This window comes from Pseudomonas sp. B34(2017) (assembly GCF_002112915.1).
GTDB lineage: Bacteria > Pseudomonadota > Gammaproteobacteria > Pseudomonadales > Pseudomonadaceae > Aquipseudomonas > Aquipseudomonas pharyngis.
In genome coordinates, this window is sequence record NZ_NEJA01000001.1 from 60458 (window position 1) to 78053 (window position 17596).

At 61.1% G+C, this 17596-nt stretch carries 22 protein-coding genes; 8 read left to right on the top strand and 14 right to left on the bottom strand.

Annotated features, from left to right (window positions below):
- Positions 1–183 precede the first annotated feature (183 nt).
- The 7 genes from CAF80_RS00260 to CAF80_RS00290 all read right to left on the bottom strand — a co-directional run bounded on the left by CAF80_RS00260 (position 184) and on the right by CAF80_RS00290 (position 5478).
- On the bottom strand, positions 184–531 hold the full coding sequence (locus tag CAF80_RS00260) for a ribonuclease E inhibitor RraB (RefSeq protein ID WP_007959978.1): 348 nt from the start codon (positions 529–531) through the stop codon (positions 184–186).
- Between the two features lie 210 nt (positions 532–741).
- Positions 742–975: a hypothetical protein gene (locus tag CAF80_RS00265; RefSeq protein WP_074687606.1), complete on the bottom strand. Its 234-nt coding sequence runs from the start codon at positions 973–975 to the stop codon at positions 742–744.
- Positions 976–1131: 156 nt separating this feature from the next.
- A complete protein-coding gene (gene speE, locus CAF80_RS00270) occupies positions 1132–2007 on the bottom strand; it encodes a polyamine aminopropyltransferase (RefSeq protein WP_085666674.1) in 876 nt (291 codons plus the stop codon).
- Between the two features lie 134 nt (positions 2008–2141).
- Positions 2142–2333 carry a PLDc N-terminal domain-containing protein gene (locus CAF80_RS00275; RefSeq protein WP_007959984.1) on the bottom strand — a complete coding sequence of 64 codons (192 nt, stop codon included), beginning with the start codon at positions 2331–2333 and terminating at the stop codon, positions 2142–2144.
- Between the two features lie 70 nt (positions 2334–2403).
- On the bottom strand, positions 2404–2934 hold the full coding sequence (locus tag CAF80_RS00280) for a hypothetical protein (protein WP_039769929.1): 531 nt from the start codon (positions 2932–2934) through the stop codon (positions 2404–2406).
- A gap of 90 nt (positions 2935–3024) precedes the next feature.
- Positions 3025–3543, bottom strand: coding sequence for an ankyrin repeat domain-containing protein (locus tag CAF80_RS00285; RefSeq protein ID WP_039769928.1), 519 nt, complete (start codon positions 3541–3543; stop codon positions 3025–3027).
- A 96-nt stretch (positions 3544–3639) separates the two neighbouring features.
- On the bottom strand, positions 3640–5478 hold the full coding sequence (locus tag CAF80_RS00290) for a long-chain-acyl-CoA synthetase (RefSeq protein WP_085666675.1): 1839 nt from the start codon (positions 5476–5478) through the stop codon (positions 3640–3642).
- Between the two features lie 389 nt (positions 5479–5867).
- On the opposite strand from CAF80_RS00290, the gene CAF80_RS00295 reads away from it, so the two are divergent.
- Complete coding sequence (locus CAF80_RS00295; protein WP_039769924.1) at positions 5868–6146, top strand: DUF3509 domain-containing protein; 279 nt, start codon at positions 5868–5870, stop codon at positions 6144–6146.
- A 78-nt stretch (positions 6147–6224) separates the two neighbouring features.
- On the opposite strand, the gene mtnC is transcribed toward CAF80_RS00295, so the two are convergent.
- The 5 genes from mtnC to aroC form a co-directional block, all read right to left on the bottom strand.
- Positions 6225–6908, bottom strand: coding sequence for an acireductone synthase (gene mtnC, locus CAF80_RS00300; RefSeq protein WP_074687603.1), 684 nt, complete (start codon positions 6906–6908; stop codon positions 6225–6227).
- 4 nt (positions 6909–6912) lie between these two features.
- Positions 6913–7458 (bottom strand): acireductone dioxygenase, encoded by a 546-nt coding sequence (locus CAF80_RS00305; RefSeq protein WP_085666958.1) that lies wholly within the window; start codon positions 7456–7458, stop codon positions 6913–6915.
- Positions 7459–7549: 91 nt separating this feature from the next.
- Entirely contained in the window at positions 7550–8176 is a 627-nt protein-coding gene (locus CAF80_RS00310) for a methylthioribulose 1-phosphate dehydratase (protein ID WP_085666676.1), read from the bottom strand.
- On the bottom strand, positions 8173–9318 hold the full coding sequence (locus CAF80_RS00315) for an MFS transporter (protein ID WP_011333208.1): 1146 nt from the start codon (positions 9316–9318) through the stop codon (positions 8173–8175). Before CAF80_RS00315 ends, CAF80_RS00310 begins: the two co-directional genes overlap by 4 nt.
- A gap of 31 nt (positions 9319–9349) precedes the next feature.
- Entirely contained in the window at positions 9350–10441 is a 1092-nt protein-coding gene (gene aroC, locus CAF80_RS00320) for a chorismate synthase (RefSeq protein WP_011333207.1), read from the bottom strand.
- Between the two features lie 130 nt (positions 10442–10571).
- On the opposite strand from aroC, the gene CAF80_RS00325 reads away from it, so the two are divergent.
- Both CAF80_RS00325 and CAF80_RS00330 read left to right on the top strand, forming a co-directional pair.
- Positions 10572–11525: an alpha/beta hydrolase gene (locus tag CAF80_RS00325; RefSeq protein ID WP_085666677.1), complete on the top strand. Its 954-nt coding sequence runs from the start codon at positions 10572–10574 to the stop codon at positions 11523–11525.
- A gap of 96 nt (positions 11526–11621) precedes the next feature.
- A complete protein-coding gene (locus tag CAF80_RS00330) occupies positions 11622–12413 on the top strand; it encodes a hypothetical protein (RefSeq protein ID WP_039769917.1) in 792 nt (263 codons plus the stop codon).
- Between the two features lie 42 nt (positions 12414–12455).
- Here CAF80_RS00330 and prmB read toward each other — a convergent pair whose 3' ends face one another.
- Positions 12456–13364, bottom strand: a complete 909-nt coding sequence (gene prmB, locus CAF80_RS00335; RefSeq protein WP_007960007.1) for a 50S ribosomal protein L3 N(5)-glutamine methyltransferase — start codon at positions 13362–13364, stop codon at positions 12456–12458.
- Positions 13365–13603: 239 nt separating this feature from the next.
- Between prmB and CAF80_RS00340 the strand changes: the two genes are divergently transcribed.
- From CAF80_RS00340 to CAF80_RS00360, 5 genes are all read left to right on the top strand, one after another.
- Positions 13604–14194, top strand: coding sequence for a cysteine hydrolase family protein (locus CAF80_RS00340; protein WP_011333204.1), 591 nt, complete (start codon positions 13604–13606; stop codon positions 14192–14194).
- 131 nt (positions 14195–14325) lie between these two features.
- Positions 14326–14646 carry a hypothetical protein gene (locus CAF80_RS00345; protein ID WP_007960009.1) on the top strand — a complete coding sequence of 107 codons (321 nt, stop codon included), beginning with the start codon at positions 14326–14328 and terminating at the stop codon, positions 14644–14646.
- A 73-nt stretch (positions 14647–14719) separates the two neighbouring features.
- Positions 14720–15277 carry a Smr/MutS family protein gene (locus tag CAF80_RS00350; protein ID WP_039769915.1) on the top strand — a complete coding sequence of 186 codons (558 nt, stop codon included), beginning with the start codon at positions 14720–14722 and terminating at the stop codon, positions 15275–15277.
- Between the two features lie 77 nt (positions 15278–15354).
- Positions 15355–15900 carry a GTP cyclohydrolase I FolE gene (folE, locus tag CAF80_RS00355; protein WP_003204506.1) on the top strand — a complete coding sequence of 182 codons (546 nt, stop codon included), beginning with the start codon at positions 15355–15357 and terminating at the stop codon, positions 15898–15900.
- Positions 15901–16001: 101 nt separating this feature from the next.
- Positions 16002–16373 (top strand): glutathione S-transferase N-terminal domain-containing protein, encoded by a 372-nt coding sequence (locus CAF80_RS00360; RefSeq protein WP_064594616.1) that lies wholly within the window; start codon positions 16002–16004, stop codon positions 16371–16373.
- 32 nt (positions 16374–16405) lie between these two features.
- Here the strand turns inward: CAF80_RS00360 and CAF80_RS00365 are convergent, their stop codons facing one another.
- Positions 16406–17572, bottom strand: coding sequence for a PLP-dependent aminotransferase family protein (locus tag CAF80_RS00365; RefSeq protein WP_039769907.1), 1167 nt, complete (start codon positions 17570–17572; stop codon positions 16406–16408).
- Between the last annotated feature and the right edge of the window lie 24 nt (positions 17573–17596).

Consider the following 17596-nt stretch of genomic DNA (forward strand, 5'->3'; position numbering starts at 1 on the left):
CCCTCCCGGCCGTAACCCTGACCGGTTTCCTCTCCTTGCGGTCTTCCCTTTTAGCCACCTTTTCAGGTGGCTTTTTTTTGCGCCGGTTTCTTGTTTCAGGGTTTTGCCATGCGCTTTCGGGGCCGTAGAAACGACAACGGCCGACCCGAAGGCCAGCCGTAGCTCGACGTGTTGCGAGAGTGATCAGTTCAAACGATGCCGGTTGCGGATCTCCTGTTTCACGCCCCAGCCTTCGATGATGCCGCCCAAGGGCTCGACCACCGCCGAGAAGCCCTGCTCGAAATCGCCAATGTCGTCGTAGGTTGCGTACATCACCTTGCTCAATTCCAGAGACCAGGCGCCGTCGTCGCGCGCACTGACCTGGGCATTGATGGATTCACCGCGAAATTTGCCTGCCGCCCTGCGCGCCCGCTCCTCGTCCGGGAAAATGGCGTAGAACTCGATGGGATGGAATCGGGAAAAATCGAAACCGCCTTCTTTCATGCGGCGCAGCACGCTGCTGCTGATGTCTTCTTGATAGGCTGTGCTCATGAATCGTCCCCCTCGCATAGATGGATAGACTTTCCGTATTCCCTGCACTGGCCCACTGGGCCCGGGTGCTTACGGCAACCGCGTTGCCGGCGGGAAACAAGCATGTAGCTGACAAGACCAGACCTTAGCGATCCGTTCGCTGATCTCGCTTGCAGAGTAGCCCCAAGATAGAGCCGCTGCCAAGGCCTGGTACATGAAGAAAATGAAGATTCAGATTGGGGTGATGCTGCGGATTTCGATGCTGTTCTGGGTTTTCAGGCTTTTTACGCCGGCATCGGCGGTGCGCCCTTCCAGATCGTTCAGGTCAAGCTCGGCGGCGACTGGCAGGAATCGTTCTTTGATGAGGCGGGCTGCCCGTTCATGGCTGGGGCATTCCTCGCACTCGAAGACTTCGTCGATCGTTTCACCATGATCGTCCACGAAAGTGACTTTCCACTTTGACATCGGAGCCTCCTCGATCAAACCCGCAAATGGGCTTACACCTATCTCGACTTTTGTCAGGATTGATCGTTCAAAAGGTTTACACCGATGCAGCATGAAAAAAGCCCAGGCCGGTGTGTTTTCGCACACCGGCCTCGGCTTTTTCTGACCCGCGAACGATCAGTCGTTGCTTGGCTTGTTCACCGCTTGCAGCACGTACTGCGGCAAGGCGAAAGCACCGATGTGGATTTCCGGGTTGTAGTAGCGGGTGACGATGCCGCTGCCGATGAAGCGCTGTTGCAGCACTTCGCGGGTCAGCTTGCGGTAGGCCGGGTTGGTCGAGCCCCAGGCGAAGGTCATCGAACCGCCGATGTAGGTCGGCACGGCCGCCTGATAGAAGTGCCAGTCCGGGAACAGGCTGCGCAGGCGCCCGGCAGTGGTTTTCACTTCTTCGATCTGCATGAACGGCGTGCCGTTCTGGGTCACGAGGATGCCGCCCTCGTTCAGGCAGCGGTGGCAGGCCTGGTAGAAGTTTTCCGAGAACAGTACTTCGCCCGGGCCGATCGGGTCGGTGGAGTCGGAAATGATCACGTCGAATTTTTCGGTGGTGGTGGCGACGAAGCGCATGCCGTCGTCGATCACCAGGTTCAGGCGTGGATCGTCGTAGGCGCCCTTGGAGTGGTTCGGCAGGAATTCCTTGCACATGTCGACCACGGTGCCGTCGATCTCGACCATGGTGATGTGCTCGACGCTGGCGTGTTTGGTCACTTCGCGCAGCATGCCGCCGTCGCCGCCGCCGATGATCAGCACACGCTTGGCGGTGCCGTGGGCGAGGATCGGCACGTGGGTGAGCATTTCGTGGTAGATGAACTCATCGGCTTCGGTGGTCTGGATCACGCCGTCCAGCGCCATCACCCGGCCCATGCGCGGGTTCTGGAAGATCACCAGGTGCTGGTGTTCGGTGCGCACTTCGTGCAGCAGTTTTTCCATGCGAAAACGCTGGCCGTAGCCTTCGTAGAGGGTTTCCAGGTATTCGCTGGTCTTGGTGACGGTCATGGTGAAGTGCTCCGATGAATGCGCGGGCGCCAATCGTCAGGTTCGATTGCCCGGGAAAGGCGCGCATTCTACGTTGCCGAAGATGACAGGTCGAACCTCAGTTCATCGGCCCGACCCGATCAGGGTGCGAACGGTCAGATCCGCACGTTGCCCCGCGGCCCGGCAATCGCCCAGATGATCAGGCCCAGCACCGGCAGGAGGATGATCAGCAGCACCCAGAGGATTTTCATCCCGGTCTCGGCGCCGCTTTTCAGCACATTGATGATCGCCCAGATGTCGAGCGCAAGAATGATCAGGCCGACCAGGCCGTTGAACGTGGAACCCATGGTGTCGCTCCAGAATAGTGGCATGCACTTTTAGGATAGACGGTCGCGCTCAGGGTTCCCTTTTATTGCGTCAGACGTGAACGGCGACCTTCAAGGCTTCCAGCGACGGCGCGGCGGCAATGCCGACTTCGGCGCACAGATCCAGCACGCGCGGCACGTCGTTGCCGTAGACCAGCACCACTTGCAGCTCGTCGTCGAGCAACTGGCTGAAGTTCATCAACGTGTAACCGCCGTTTTCCTTGTTCAGGCTGCTCATCTGCACCTGGATGCGGTTGAGCGCGGTCAGCGCTTCGGTCTTGGCCAGTTGCTTGGGCTTGAGGTTGAACTCCACGCCCGGGCCGAACGAAGCAACGATCTGCGCGAACAGGTCGGCGTAGGTGTCGGCCTGGAACAGCACGGTCTCCGGCAGGCTGCCGACCACGACCCACTCGCCCAGCGGAATCGGGAAAGTCTCGTCGTAGTTAATGTCCGGGTTGGCGGTCAGAAAAGCGTCGGCATCGGCGTAGGCCTGCGCCGCTTCGTCAGCGACTTTCAGGATCTCGTCTTCGCCCATGCAGCCGGAGCTGATTTTGCTGATGAGTTCGGCGAGTGCGGCTTTCATGGGGGCGGATCCTGTGGCGAAGGGAATTTTGAGGGCGCGAAGGATAGCGCATTCTCGCCTTCGCCACAGAGCGGGTCGCGGCCAGCGGCCTCAGCCCAGCAGTTTTTCCAGCTGCGCGGTGGTGTCCACAGCGCCCATGGTGCGGGCCGCGTCCAGCGCGGTGACGCCATTGGCATCTTTGGCTTTCGGGTCGGCGCCCTGGTCGATCAAGTAGTCGACGATTTCAACGCGGTTGAACATCGCCGCCATCATCAGCGCCGTGCGGCCATCGAAGGAGGCGCCTTCAATCTGCGCCCCGCCCTCGACCAAGGCCTTGACCACGGCCAGATCGCCCTTGAACGCCGCGCCGGCAATCGGGCTCTGGCCGTTGCCATTGCGTTGTTCCGGATCGGCCTTGTGCTTGAGCAGCACCTGCACCGCGTCCACGTGGCCGTAGTAACTGGCGAGCATCAGCAGGGTGTCGCCTTTGCTGTTCGTCAGGTTCACCGGCAGACCGGCAGTGATCAGGCGATCGAGCATCACCGCATCGCCCTCGCGCGCCTTGTTGAACACCTGTTCAGTGAATTCGGCTGCTTCCTCGGGGGTCATCTGGCGGCTTTGGTCAGACATGGTTCACTCCACTTTCGGTCAATCGGAAAGCCGACAGTTTCCCGAGCGCAGCGATAGCTGTCATCCCCTTTTTTCCAAGACCGCCGATAGCCAATATCAATAGCGGTACTTGCCTGCCCGGATGTCGGCAAGGATTTCATCCGTGACCTGCACGTAGGTTTCGCTCCCCGGCAGCCAGGCGTAAATCGGATCATCCGCCGTCAGGCCGGGGTCGAAGCCTTCGTTTTTCAGGCGGGTTTTCTGGTATTTGAAGGTGCCGGTGGTTTCCATCTTCACCTTGACCCGCAGGAACAGCGGCACCGCATAGGCCGGCATGCGCTGGCGGGCGAAGGCCAGCACTTCGGCGAAATCCAGGGTCGCCAGCGACTCGGCCGGGGTGATCGCCGCCATCCCGGCGCGACCGTTGGTGTTGAGGATTTCCACGCCATAGGCCACCGCTTCGGAAATGTGCGGGTGCTGGAGCAGCAGATTTTCGACCTCGGTGGTCGAGACGTTCTCGCCTTTCCAGCGGTAGGTGTCGCCGAGGCGGTCGACAAACTGTGCGTGACCGAAACCGATGTTGCGCAGCAGATCGCCAGTGTTGAAGAACCGATCGCCCTTGGCGAACACGTCCTGCAACACGACCTTGGCGGTTTTCTGTGGATCGGTGTAGCCGTCCAGCGGTGCCTTGTCGTCGATCCGCGCCAGCAGCAGGCCTCGCTCACCCCGACCGACCTTGCGCATGAATCCGTCTTCGCCGCGAATCGGCTCGCCGCTGTCCTGGTCGTAGGCGACGAGTTCCCAGGCCATCAGCGAGAAACCGATGGTGTTGTCGAAATTGAGGATGTTGGTGAAGCCGATATTGCCGTCGCTGGCGGCGTAAAGCTCACAGATGTGATCCACGCCGAAGCGGGTCTTGAACTCGGCCCACGCACCGGGCCGCAGGCCGTTGCCGATCATCTTGCGCACGTCGTGACGGCTGTCGTCGGCGCTGAGCGGCTGATCCACCAGATAACGGCACAACTCGCCGACGTAACCGATGGTGGTTGCGCGATAGCGGCGCACGTCGCTCCAGAACTGCCGGGCGCTGAACTTGCGGCGAATGGCGAAACCCGAGGCGCCATTGACCGCCGAACCCCAACACACGCAAAGCCCGGTGGCGTGGTACAGCGGCAAGGTGCAATAGACGATGTCGTCGGGGCGCATGTCGAGGGCGATCATGCCGAAGCTCGCCGAACTGCGCATCCAGCGGCCGTGCTTGAACACGCCGGCTTTCGGCAAACCGGTGGTGCCGGAGGTGTAGATATAGAAACAGGGGTCGTCGAAGAAAATCTGCCGGCTGCTGGCCGGGTTGTCGCCCGAGGCGTCGGCGCTGGCGCTGATCAGGTTGATGTAGCCCTCGGGCGCGATGCCCGGATGGCTGAAGGTATCCTGATCGGCGACGAACCAGGCGCGCACTGCCGGGATCGACACTTGCTCGCGTACCGCCGCAAACGCCGGCAACAACTCTTCACCGACGACAATCGCCGCCGGCATTACCAGATTGATGCTGTGGATCAGCGTATCGCGGGTCTGCGAGGTATTGAGCAGCGCACTGACGGCGCCCACTTTGGCCAGGGCCAGAATCGTCACCAGCAATTCCGGGCGGTTCTCGATGAACACCGCCACCACATCGCCTTTACCGATGCCCTGCCCGATCAGATAGTGGGCGATGCGGTTGGCCCACTGGTTGACCTGTGAATAACTCAGCACCACCTCACCCGACAGCAGCGCGGGGCCCTCGGGATTGCGCAGAGTCGCTTGCTCGAAAGTCCAGCCCAGGCCACAGGTTTGGGTCGGATCCTTGACGTTGGCCACCTTCATGCCTTTCACCACCCGAGGGATGGCTTTGGCAATCATCGGCAGCTTGCGGAGCATCATGCCCCAGGTAATCGTGTCGCTAGGCGCGTGGCGCATGGTAGCTCCCGTTCGACCTTGACGTGCAGGCCGGATTTTTATTGTCGGGCAATCGGGTGACGCAACCGGCGCTTCTTGAGCGAGGGTCGAGGCCGAAAATACGTCAGGGCTTCTCAGGCTGTACACGCGGTTTTTGCAATGTTTTGTATCCGCCCGGGGCTGCAACGCACAGCGGGATTCCGGCCGGAGATATTGGTTCCATCGGATCGACAGTGATCCCGCAAAATGCAGGATGCACGATGGCCATTCATGCAGATTGCACGACAGACGAAACGACCTAATTTTATAACTTACTGATTTACAACGATTTTTATAAACAGAAATACTGGCACAATCGCTGCAACTCCCTATGCATGCTTGCCATTCAAGTGCATACGGAGCTGAAAGACATGAACCTGATCCAAGAAAAATTTACCTCCCTGTTCTCCAACTTCGCCGTCACCACCCAGCCCCGTCCCGATGGCGGGATCCTGCTGACGCTGAAGAGTGCCGACGGCAAAGTGTTCAAGCGTGCGCTCACCTATCAGCAATTGCATACCGGCGACCAACTGTCGTGGGCGATCAGCGCAATCCGTCGTGATCTGGCAGAACAAGCCAGCGAGCTGCCGCAGATCGGCATGCTGCAAAGCCAGCAGCGTTTTGCCCTGCCGACCTATCACTCGATGTAATTCGAACACCGTATAAACAGACAGGCCGTGGAGCTTTCGCTTCACGGCCTGTTTTTTTTGCGCGTCGATTGGGTGAACTCAGAACGCTTCCGGTTCGATCCCGGTAAAACTGTCGACGGTCACATGCCCTGCCAACTCCCCACCCTCACGGGCCAGCCCGCAGGTTTGCAGGCCGGCGGCCTGGGCCGCATCGAGTTCCTGCACGATATCGGACAGGAACAGGATCTCCTGCGGTTCGACACCGATGGCCCGCTGGATATTGCTGTACGACTGCGCTTCGCGCTTCGGCCCAGAGGTCGTGTCGAAGTAGCCGCTGAACAGCGGCGTCAGATCCCCTGCTTCCGAGCAGCCGAAAATCAGCTTCTGCGCCTGGATCGAACCGGATGAATACACAAACAGTTGATAACCGGCCTGATGCCAGCGCTGCAGCGCTTCAACGGCATCCGGATAAACATGGCCTTTCAACTGCCCGGCCTGATAGCCCTGTTCCCAGACCATGCCCTGCAACGCTTTCAGCGGCGTGGCTTTCCGGTCTTCGGCGATCCAGGCCAGCAGAATTTCCACGACCCGCTCGACGTCAGCCTGCGGTTCGTTGCTGTCGCGGCGCACGGCGTCCAGTTGCTCGGCAACATCCGCGCGCTGGGCGTTCTGGCGAACGAAGTCCGGCAGATGTTTCGCCGCATACGGGAACAGCACGTCGAACACAAAACTCACCGCGCTGGTGGTGCCTTCGATGTCGGTGAGAATGACCTTGATCGACATCGGCTCAGTCCTCCAGACGCGGGAAGCGGCCGGCGATGTCTTCGCCGGTGAAGTTGGCGACCCAGCCTTCAGGGTTGTTGAACAGGCGGATCGCCACGAAGTGCGGGTTCTCGCCCATGTCAAACCAGTGTTTGGTGCCGGCCGGCACCGAAATCAGGTCGTTCTTCTCGCACAGCACGGCGTAGACGTAATCATCGATGTGCAGGGTAAACAGGCCACGACCGGCGACGAAGAAGCGTACTTCGTCTTCGCCATGGCGATGTTCTTCGAGGAACTTGGCGCGCAATTCGGCTTTTTGCGGGTGGTCGCTGTTGAGGCTGATCACGTCGACCGTGATGTAACCGCGCTCGGCCATCAGTTTGTCGATCTGCTCTTTATAGGCACCGATCACTTCTTCCTGGCTGGCGCCGGGCTGGATCTTCGCGGCGGCTTGCCAGCGGTCGAAGCGCACGCCCTGCTCGGCCAGGGTCGAGGCGATGTCTTCGAAATGGGTCAGCACCTTGTTCGGAATTTCGGGGCTGGAAACGTGATAGACGGACAGGCTGCTCATGGGGCATTCCTCGGTATCGGCCTTGCCGTCCGGTTCTTCGAGACCGGTCGGGCACTGCATTCATCAGGCAAATGGGCTGGTTCTGGTGAAGTCAGCCTTGGCGGTTCATGACGCTGCGGGTCTTCAACTCGCATTCAAACAGGAATTCAAAGGCCTCGATCTGACGCAGCGCGTCACTCATCTGCGCGCCCCAGGTGTAGAGGCCGTGGCCGCGAATCAGATAACCGACGCAATCGGGATGGGCGTCGAGCCAAGGCTGCACCTTGGCGGCGAGGCGCGCAATGTCCTGATCGTTGTCGAAGATCGGCACGCGCACCCGGGATTCGTGGGTCGAAATACCGCTGAAGGCTTTTTGCAGTTCGTAGTCTTCGAACTCGATGAAGTCTTGTGGCGTCAGGCGCGACAGCACCGTGGCGTTCACCGAGTGGGTGTGCAACACCGCGCCGATTTCCGGACGCCAGTTGTAGAGCTGGGTGTGCAACAGGGTTTCGGCGGACGGTTTTTTGCCGGGTTCAAGACTGTTGCCGGACAGGTCGGTGGCGAGCACGTCGTCCAGGCCCAACTGGCCCTTGTGCTTGCCGGACACGGTCAGCAGCGCTTCGCTCGGCGACAGGCGCGTCGAGTAATTGCTGCTGGTGGCCGGCGACCAGCCGCGACCATAAAGAAAACGCCCGGCGTCGACAATTTGCTGGGCAAGCTGTTCACGGGTAAGGCTCATGGCCTGTCCTCTTGCATTCGAATGGCAATGATAACGGCAGCGGCGAGCGCTGCGAGACTGGCAATACTAAAGGTCAATGTCGCGCCGAGGGCATTCCAGCTGTAGCCGGAATACAACGCGCCAAGTGCACCGCCGGTGCCGGCCAGCGCTGCGTACAACGCCTGGCCCTGCCCTTGCTGGCGCGCGCCGAAGCTACGTTGCACGAACGCGATGGCAGCGGCATGAAAGCTGCCGAACGTCGCCGCATGCAGCACCTGGGCAAACAACAGGACCCACAGGAATTCGGCGAACGAACCTAGCAGCAACCAGCGCAGCGCCGCCAGCAGAAAACTCGCCATCAGCACCCGCCGCAGGGAAAAACGCGCGAGGATCCGGCTCATGGCCATGAACATCAGCACTTCCGCCACCACGCCGACCGCCCAGAGCATGCCGATCACGCCACGGCTGTAGCCCAGTCGCTCGAGGTGCAGGGTCAAAAACGTGTAATACGGCCCGTGGCTCATCTGCATCAGCGCCACGCAACCGTAGAACGCCAACACCCCAGGATTGCGCAACTGCTTGAGAAAGCCCTCGCCTGTCGGCCGGTTGCCCTGAGGTGGCTGCGCATTCGGCACCCACAGGCTGCTGAGGACGATGCCGGCCATGATCAACACCAGCGCCGCCGGGTAGATATCGAGGCTGAGCCACTCGAACAGGCGACCGAGGGCGACCACGGTGATGATGAAACCGATCGAGCCCCACAGGCGAATCTGACTGTAGCGGGAGGTCTGGCCCTGCAAATGCGCGAGGGTGATGACTTCGAACTGCGGCAGCACCGCGTGCCAGAAGAACGCATGCAAGGCCATGACCATCGCCAGCCAGGCGTAGGTCTTGCTGACGAAAATCAATGAGAACGTCAGCAGCGTGCACACCGCGCCAAAGCGCACGATGGCCAGGCGCCTGCCGGTGTAATCGCCGAGCCAGCCCCAGATGTTCGGCGCCACGCAGCGCATCAGCATCGGGATCGCCACCAGCTCGCCGATCCGAGCGGCACTGAAACCGAGGTGATCGAAGTACAGCGCCAGAAACGGCGCCGTCGAACCGAGCAAGGCGAAATAGAACAGATAGAAACTGGACAGCCGCCAGTACGGGAGCGCCGCCACGCTCAGACCGCAGCGGCAGTGAGTTGACCCATCAGAGCTGGCCCAGCACCGGGGTGCTCACGCGCACATCGGCATTCTGGCCACGGTGACGCAGCAGGTGATCCATCAGCACGATGGCCATCATCGCCTCGGCAATCGGCGTGGCGCGGATGCCGACGCACGGATCGTGACGGCCCTTGGTGATCACGTCGACCGGATTGCCGTCGATGTCGATCGAACGGCCCGGGGTGGTGATGCTCGAAGTCGGCTTCAAGGCCAGGTGCGCGACGATCGGCTGACCCGAAGAGATCCCGCCGAGAATGCCGCCGGCGTTGTTGCTGAGGAAGCCTTCCGGGGTCAGCTCGTCACGGTGTTCGGTGCCGCGCTGGGCGACGCAGGCGAAACCGGCGCCGATTTCCACGCCTTTGACCGCGTTGATGCTCATCAGCGCGTGGGCCAGTTCGGCGTCGAGACGGTCGAAGATCGGCTCGCCCAAGCCCGGCATCACGCCTTCGGCAACCACGGTGATCTTCGCCCCGACCGAGTCCTGATCGCGACGCAGTTGGTCCATGTAGGCTTCCAGCTCCGGCACCTTGTCCGGGTCCGGGCTGAAGAAGGCGTTCTGCTCGACCGATTCCCAGGTCTTGAACGGGATTTCGATCGGGCCGAGCTGGCTCATGTAGCCGCGAATGACGATGCCCTGGCTGGCCAGGTATTTCTTGGCGATGGCGCCGGCCGCGACGCGCATGGCGGTTTCCCGCGCCGAGCTGCGACCGCCGCCGCGATAATCGCGCTCGCCGTATTTGTGGTGGTAGGTGTAGTCGGCGTGGGCCGGGCGGAACAGGTCCTTGATCGCCGAGTAGTCCTTGGACTTCTGGTCGGTGTTGCGGATCAGCAGGCCGATGGAGCAGCCGGTGGTGCGGCCCTCGAACACGCCGGAAAGGATTTCGACTTCGTCGGCTTCCTGGCGCTGGGTGGTGTGGCGGCTGGTGCCCGGCTTGCGACGGTCAAGGTCGCGTTGCAGGTCTTCAAGGGAAATCTCCAGGCCCGGCGGGCAGCCGTCGACAATGGCGACCAACGCCGGACCATGGCTTTCGCCCGCGGTGGTGACAGTGAACAGCTTGCCGTAGGTATTGCCGGACATGCAGGACGCTCCGTTAAATCGAACCCAGATTCGTGATGCGCGCCAGTATACGCAGGCTAACCGAGTAGTTCATCCTCGAACCTTAGCGGTGTGGGTGAGTCCAACCGGCACCTTGGCAAATGATGGCGTGATGATGCTGCGAGTTTTGATCTTGAGCCTTTCCCTGTTTACCGGCTTCGTCCAGGCGACTGTCCTGCAACGACCGGTCACGTTGACGACTGACAACGGCGAACTTTTCGGCTCGCTGTTGCTGCCGAAATCCGACAACCCCGTGCCGGTTGTCCTGATCCTTTCCGGCTCGGGTCCTACCGATCGTGACGGAAACAACCCCGACGGTGGACGCAATGACAGCCTCAAGCGACTGGCCTGGGTGCTGGCCAAACACAATATCGCCAGTGTGCGCTTCGACAAGCGCGGCGTGGCCGCCAGCCTGGCGGCGACTCCGGACGAGCGAAACCTGTCGGTGGAAGCCTACGTGGCGGACGCCGTGGCCTGGGGTCAGAAGCTGAAAGCCGATCCGCGCTTCGGTCCATTGATTTTGCTGGGCCACAGCGAAGGTGCATTGATCGCCAGCCTGGCGGCGCCGAAGGTGGACGCCGCTGCGGTGATCTCTCTCTCTGGCACAGCCCGGCCCATTGATCAGGTGCTGCGCCGGCAACTGGCCCGCAGCCTCCCTCCTCCTTTGATGCTGCGCAGCAACGAATTGCTCGACAGCCTCAAGGCCGGGCGCACCGACGACAATGTGCCGGCGCCGTTGCAGGTGATTTTCCGTCCGAGTGTGCAGCCGTATCTGATTTCGCTGTTCCGTCAGGATCCGGCGGCGGCCTTCGCTCAACTGCGAATGCCGGCGCTGATCGTGCAAGGCAGCAACGACATTCAGGTCCAGGTCGATGATGCGAAATTGCTCAAGGCCGCTAAACCGAACGCGGAGCTGGCGCTGATCGAGGGCATGAACCACGTGTTGCGCATCGTGCCCAACGACGTGAAGCGGCAACTGGCCTCCTACAAGGACCCGAATTTGCCCTTGGCGGCGGAACTGGGGACACGCGTGCTTGAGTTTATTGACGGACTTCGCACCCGTTGAGCTCTTTTACCCTCTAGTCCTGTAGAAAACGGCCGATAAGCCTTTGTCGCCAGCGTACTGGCTGGCGGCAAGCAGCTTGGACAGGATCTCGCCGTTATGACTGATACCCAGACTTCAACCGACACCACCGCTGAAAAAGACGCACCGCCAGCGGTCGAGCTGCCATGGGCGGATGTCCACGTCGAGCACCACAAGATGCTCCGCCTGGCGCCGTTGCAGACTGACCGCAACACCGGCGGACGGCCGCTGCGCTTCGTTGAATTCGGTTACGCCGAGCGCAACGGCAAAGAACACAGCCTGATGCGCATGGCGATCAAGTTGCCTGCTCAGCGTGTACGCAAAGAACAGAATCACCTGGACGTGTGGGTCGACCACACGACCAAACGCGTGCATTTCGGCCCGGACAGCGGTCTGCAGATCGAACCGATGAACCGTGGCATCGGCCGTTTCATGGCTGCCCAGGGCATCAACTGGGCGAAAAAACGCTGGCCCACCTACACCGTCGACGGCATGGACTTGAACAACAAGGACGCGCTGAACGAAGACACTCGCCTGCGCCGCGATCACTTTCTGCGGGTGCACGGCTTTGATGTGGTTTACGCCGACGCCCAGCATTTGAAGGGCAGCGTCAAGGAAGTGAAGGTTGGTGACTTGCTGGGCGACTGGAACAGCGAGAAGTTGCAGATCGTCGAAATTCTTGAAGCTGCGCAAATGCTGCAGCAGGCCGAGCAGAACCTCGCCGAGCAGGAAGTGAAGCTGAAGAAGCAGGAAGACAAGGTCAGCAAGTTCAAACGTGAAGACGCCGGGTTGCGTTTCACCATTACCTGTCTGGTGGCGTTTGCGGTGTTTCAGGCCGGGTTGCTGATCTGGATTGCAACGCACCGCTAAGACCATGATCGTTCCCACCGAGGTGGGAACGATCGGTTCAGGTCAGACGCGGGAGGCGAACAGTGCCTGATGGGCGCGGCACTGTTCGGCGGTCAGCATGAACACGCCATGCCCGCCGCGCTCGAACTCCAGCCAGGCGAAATCGACTTCCGGGTACAGCGCCTCGACGTGGACCTGGCTGTTGCCCACCTCGACAATCAATAAACCCTTCTCTGTCAGGTGATCCGCCGCTTCGGCGAGCATCCGGCGCACCAGGTTCAAACCATCGTCGCCGCAAGCCAGACCGAGTTCCGGCTCGTGCTGATATTCGTCCGGCATGTCGGCGAAATCTTCCGCATCGACGTAGGGCGGGTTCGACACGATCAGGTCGAAACGTTGACCCGGCAGACCATCGAAACCATCGCCCTGCACAGTGAACACACGCTCATCGACGCCATGACGCTCGATGTTCTGGTTCGCCACTTCCAGCGCTTCGAATGACAGATCCGCCAGCACCACTTCGGCGTTCTGGAACTCGTAGGCGCACGCGATGCCGATGCAACCGGAGCCGGTGCACAGGTCGAGAATCCGCGCCGGCTCGTCGCCGATCCATGGGGCAAAACGGTTTTCGATCAGTTCGCCAATCGGCGAGCGCGGGATCAGCACGCGCTCATCGACGATGAACGACATGCCGCAGAACCAGGCTTCGCCCAGCAGATAAGCGGTCGGAATGCGCTCTTCGATGCGGCGCTTGAGCAGGCGCTGAAGATTGACCAGCTCGTCGTCCTCCAGCGCGCAATCCAGATAGCTGTCGGCGATTTCCCACGGCAGGTGCAAGGCACCGAGCACTAGCTGCCGGGCTTCGTCCCAGGCATTGTCGGTGCCATGGCCGAAAAACAGATCCTCCCCATGGAAGCGGCTGACGGCCCAACGAATGTGGTCGCGCAGGGTACGAAGTCGGGAAGTGATCACGGGGCAGAACTCCAGAAAAAACGACTGGCGATTCTAGCAGCCAAAACGCGCCGCGACGACGCAGGAAAGATTCCGGGGCGACGGTAGGACTCTTCCGATTTTCCCCTCGGCTATTGAACAGATCGTGTAACTTGACAAGGCTGCAGGCCAGCAACGACGGTGTCTACGATGGTAGCGATTCACAGAACCGCTCAGCCAGAGGACAATGTCGCAAAAGCCCCACCCGAAGGAGCCCCAGAATGTCCGTTCCAAAAACGATGTTTCAACTCAGCGGTCGCGGTTACGCAGCGGCCACGTTGAGCCATGCCACCGTGGTCATCATCGATGCCCAGAAAGAGTACCTCAGCGGCCCGCTGGCCCTGAGCGGCATGGACGCGGCTGTCGCGAACATCAAACAACTGGTTGCCGCCGCCCGCGCGGCCGGCCGGCCGATCGTGCACGTGCGCCACCTCGGCACCGTCGGCGGTCTGTTCGACCCGCAGGGCGAACGCGGCGAGTTCATCCCCGGCCTGGAACCCCAGGGCGATGAAACCATCATCGGCAAGTTGCTGCCGAGCGCCTTTCACGGCACCGAACTCTACGATCGTCTGCAAACCATCGGCTCGCTGGACCTGATCGTCTGCGGTTTCATGAGCCATTCCAGCGTCAGCACCACCGTGCGCGCGGCGAAGAACCTGGGTTTCCGCTGCACCCTCGTCGAAGATGCCTGTGCCACCCGCGATCTGCCATTCAAGGGCCGCGTGCTCAGCGCCGAACAGGTGCAGGAAGCGGAAATGGCGATCATGGCTGACAACTTCGCTACCCTCGCCCTGACCCAGGATCTGATCTGATCTTCCGTAAATGAGCGGCTCAGCCCGCCGCTCATCTGCAAAAACCTCGCATTTGCTTCAATTACCCTAGCCTCAGGAACAACCCGGTCAACTCCCGGTCGAAGGGCCGATACCCATTGAGGAAGGTCGGAATGAAGTTATCCGATGGATTTGACGCACGCCGCTTGCGGCCCAAAGGCCAAAGCAACTGGCGATTTCGATTCGGCGCGGCGATCGCGGCCATACTGGCGACGTTCGGCGTGCTGCTGGCGATGGCCGGGGCCGCCAGCCTGCTGGGGCGCCCGCCGGCGCTCGGCGATCTGAACGCGACACCGCTCGGCTCGGCGATCATTCTCGCAGTCGGCCTGCTGTTCCTGTATTTCGGCGTGGCCCTGTGGCGTCGTTGCCGGCGTCGCGCACGGCAATCGCGGGAATTGAACATGTCCCCGCACCTGATGAAAAAACACGATTGATCGACGGCCTGGCTTTTTGCCGGGCCGTTTTGTGTCTGTTTGGGTAAACTGGCCGCCCTTCGCGGAGGCTGACATGCAAGACGACGATTTTTCCCTGTTCAAAAGTGCGATCCAAGGCGTCAAGCCGATCAAGCACGACCGCGCCGACACCGGCAAACCCAAGGCTGACCGAGACCGGATCGCCAAGCTGCGCCAGTCCGCCACCGTGCGCACCGACACCACCACCGTTGACGGCCTGTCCGATCAGTTCGTGATTGACGTAGGTCCCGAAGACGAGCTGATGTGGGCCCGCGACGGCGTGCAGGAAAGCCAGATGCGCAAGCTCAAGATCGGGCAGATCCCGTTCGAAGGCAGCCTCGACCTGCACGGCATGAGCGTAGAAAAAGCCCGCGAAACCCTCTGGGCGTTTCTCGCCGAAGCGACCAAATTCGAAATCCGCTGCGTGCGCGTTACTCACGGCAAGGCTGTGCGCCTGGACGGCAAGCGGCCGATGATCAAAAGCCACGTCAACACCTGGCTGCGCCAGCATGCGCAAGTGCTGGGTTTCTGCTCGTGCCAGGCGAAACATGGCGGCGCCGGCGCCGTGTATGTGATGCTCAAACGCACCATGATGGAAGGCCGCGACGAATAATCCCGTCACACCGAACTTGCAGGGTCGTGTCCGCCACCGTACCCTTGCCCTTTGCGAAAATCCCCACAGGTAGTTTCATGTCCCTGGAACAGAATTACACCGCGATTCTCGGCCAACTGGGCGAGGACGTCTCCCGCGAGGGCCTGCTCGACACGCCAAAGCGTGCCGCCAAAGCCATGCAGTACCTCTGCCGCGGTTATGAACAGACGCTCGAAGAGGTCACCAACGGTGCCCTGTTCAGCTCCGACAACAGCGAAATGGTGCTGGTCAAGGACATCGAGCTGTACTCGTTGTGCGAACACCACCTGCTGCCGTTCATCGGCAAGGCCCACGTCGCGTACATCCCGAGCGGCAAAGTGTTGGGCCTGTCGAAGGTCGCGCGGATCGTCGACATGTACGCCCGTCGCCTGCAGATTCAGGAAAACCTCAGCCGCCAGATCGCCGATGCGGTCCAGCAGGTCACCGGCGCGCTGGGCGTGGCCGTGGTGATCGAGGCCAAGCACATGTGCATGATGATGCGCGGTGTGGAGAAACAGAATTCGTCGATGATCACTTCGGTGATGCTCGGTGAGTTCCGTGAAAACGCGGCGACCCGCAGCGAGTTTCTCAGCCTGATCAAGTAATGCGTGACAGAAAAAACCGGCGTTTATCGCCGGTTTTTTTTCGTCCGTGAAAAATCGGGTAAGCTGCGCGCCTTCTTCAATGTCCCTGTGAGGCTTGTAACGTGTTCGTCAAAGCGCTTCGTGTCGGCCTCGGCCAACTGATCATCTTCGTGGACTTTCTGACCCGCCCGGGCAAGAAGCAGCGCCCCGCCGCTGCCCAGGCTCAGGTTGATGCCGCCGCCAGGAACCTGACCCTGTATCAGTTCCACGCCTGCCCGTTCTGCGTGAAGACCCGCCGCAGCCTGCGTCGCCTGAACGTTCCGGTGGCCCTGAAGGATGCGAAGAACAACGAGCAGGATCGCCAGACCCTGCTGGAACAGGGCGGCAAGATCAAAGTGCCGTGCCTGCGCATCGAAGAGAACGGCCAGACCACCTGGATGTATGAGTCCAACACGATCATCGAATATCTGAACCAGCGGTTCGCCGCGGTCTGAACCAAAAAAAAACCGGCCTGAGGCCGGTTTTTTTATGCCGCCTGCGCGGCCTGGGCCTGGCGCACCACCGCCGCCAGCCGCTTGAGCCCTTCATCGAGTCGTGCCGGATCGATGTGGCTGAAGTTCAGCCGCAGATGCCCGGGATTGCGATCCGGCTCGGGGAAGAACGGCTCCCCGGGCATGAACGCCACATCGTTGGCCAGCGCGGTGTTCAGCAACGTGCGGGTGTCCAGCGGTTGCTTCAGAGTCAGCCAGAAAAACAGCCCGCCCTGCGGCGTGTTCCAGTCCGCCAGATCGGCGAAATGGGTTTCCAGCGCCGCTTGAAAGGCGTCGCGGCGCTGACGGTAGAAGCCGCGCAATTCACTCAAGTGCTGCTGATATTTCTCACTGCCGATCCACTGCAGCGCCTGCCACTGGCCGATGCGGTTGGTGTGCAGATCCGCCGACTGCTTGAGTTTGAGCAGATGCGGAAACAGGTCCGGACTGGCGATCAGGTAGCCGACGCGCAGACCCGGCAACAGGGTTTTCGACACGGTGCCGGTGTAGATCCAGCTGGATTTCTTCAGGCGTCCGGCAATCGGCTGGGCGCTGCCGCCGTCGAAGGTCAGCTCGCGGTAGGGCTCGTCTTCGATCAGGGTCACGCCGAATTCGTCGAGCAATGCCGCAACGGCCGCGCGTTTGGCTTCGCTGTAGCGCACAGCGGACGGGTTCTGGAAGGTCGGAATCAAATAGATGAACGCCGGACGATGCTGCTCCAGACGCTGACGCAATTGCGCAAGGTTCGGGCCGTCAGCCTCCAGCGGCACGGTCAGGCAAGCGGCGCCGAACAGCTGGAAGATCTGCAAGGCCGCCAGATAGGTCGGCGCTTCGAGCAGGATTTCGGTGCCCTTGTCGATGTAGAGCTTGGCCGCCAGGTCGAGGGTTTGCTGGGAACCACTGACCACCAGCACCTGGCTCGCCTCACACGGCAAACCCAGCGCCCTCGCCTCTGCTGCCAGCGCTTCGCGCAATGCCGGCTCGCCTTCGCTCATGCCGTACTGGCCGAGAGATAGCGGCATGTCGGCCCACTCTACCTTCGGCAGCATCGCTTCGGCAGGCAGCCCGCCGGCGAAAGACATGACCTCCGGGCGCTGGGCCGCGGCAAGGATTTCACGGATCAGAGAACTTTTGAGGCGCGAGACACGTTCGGAAAAAGCCATGGAAGTCACCGCTAGCGAGGCATG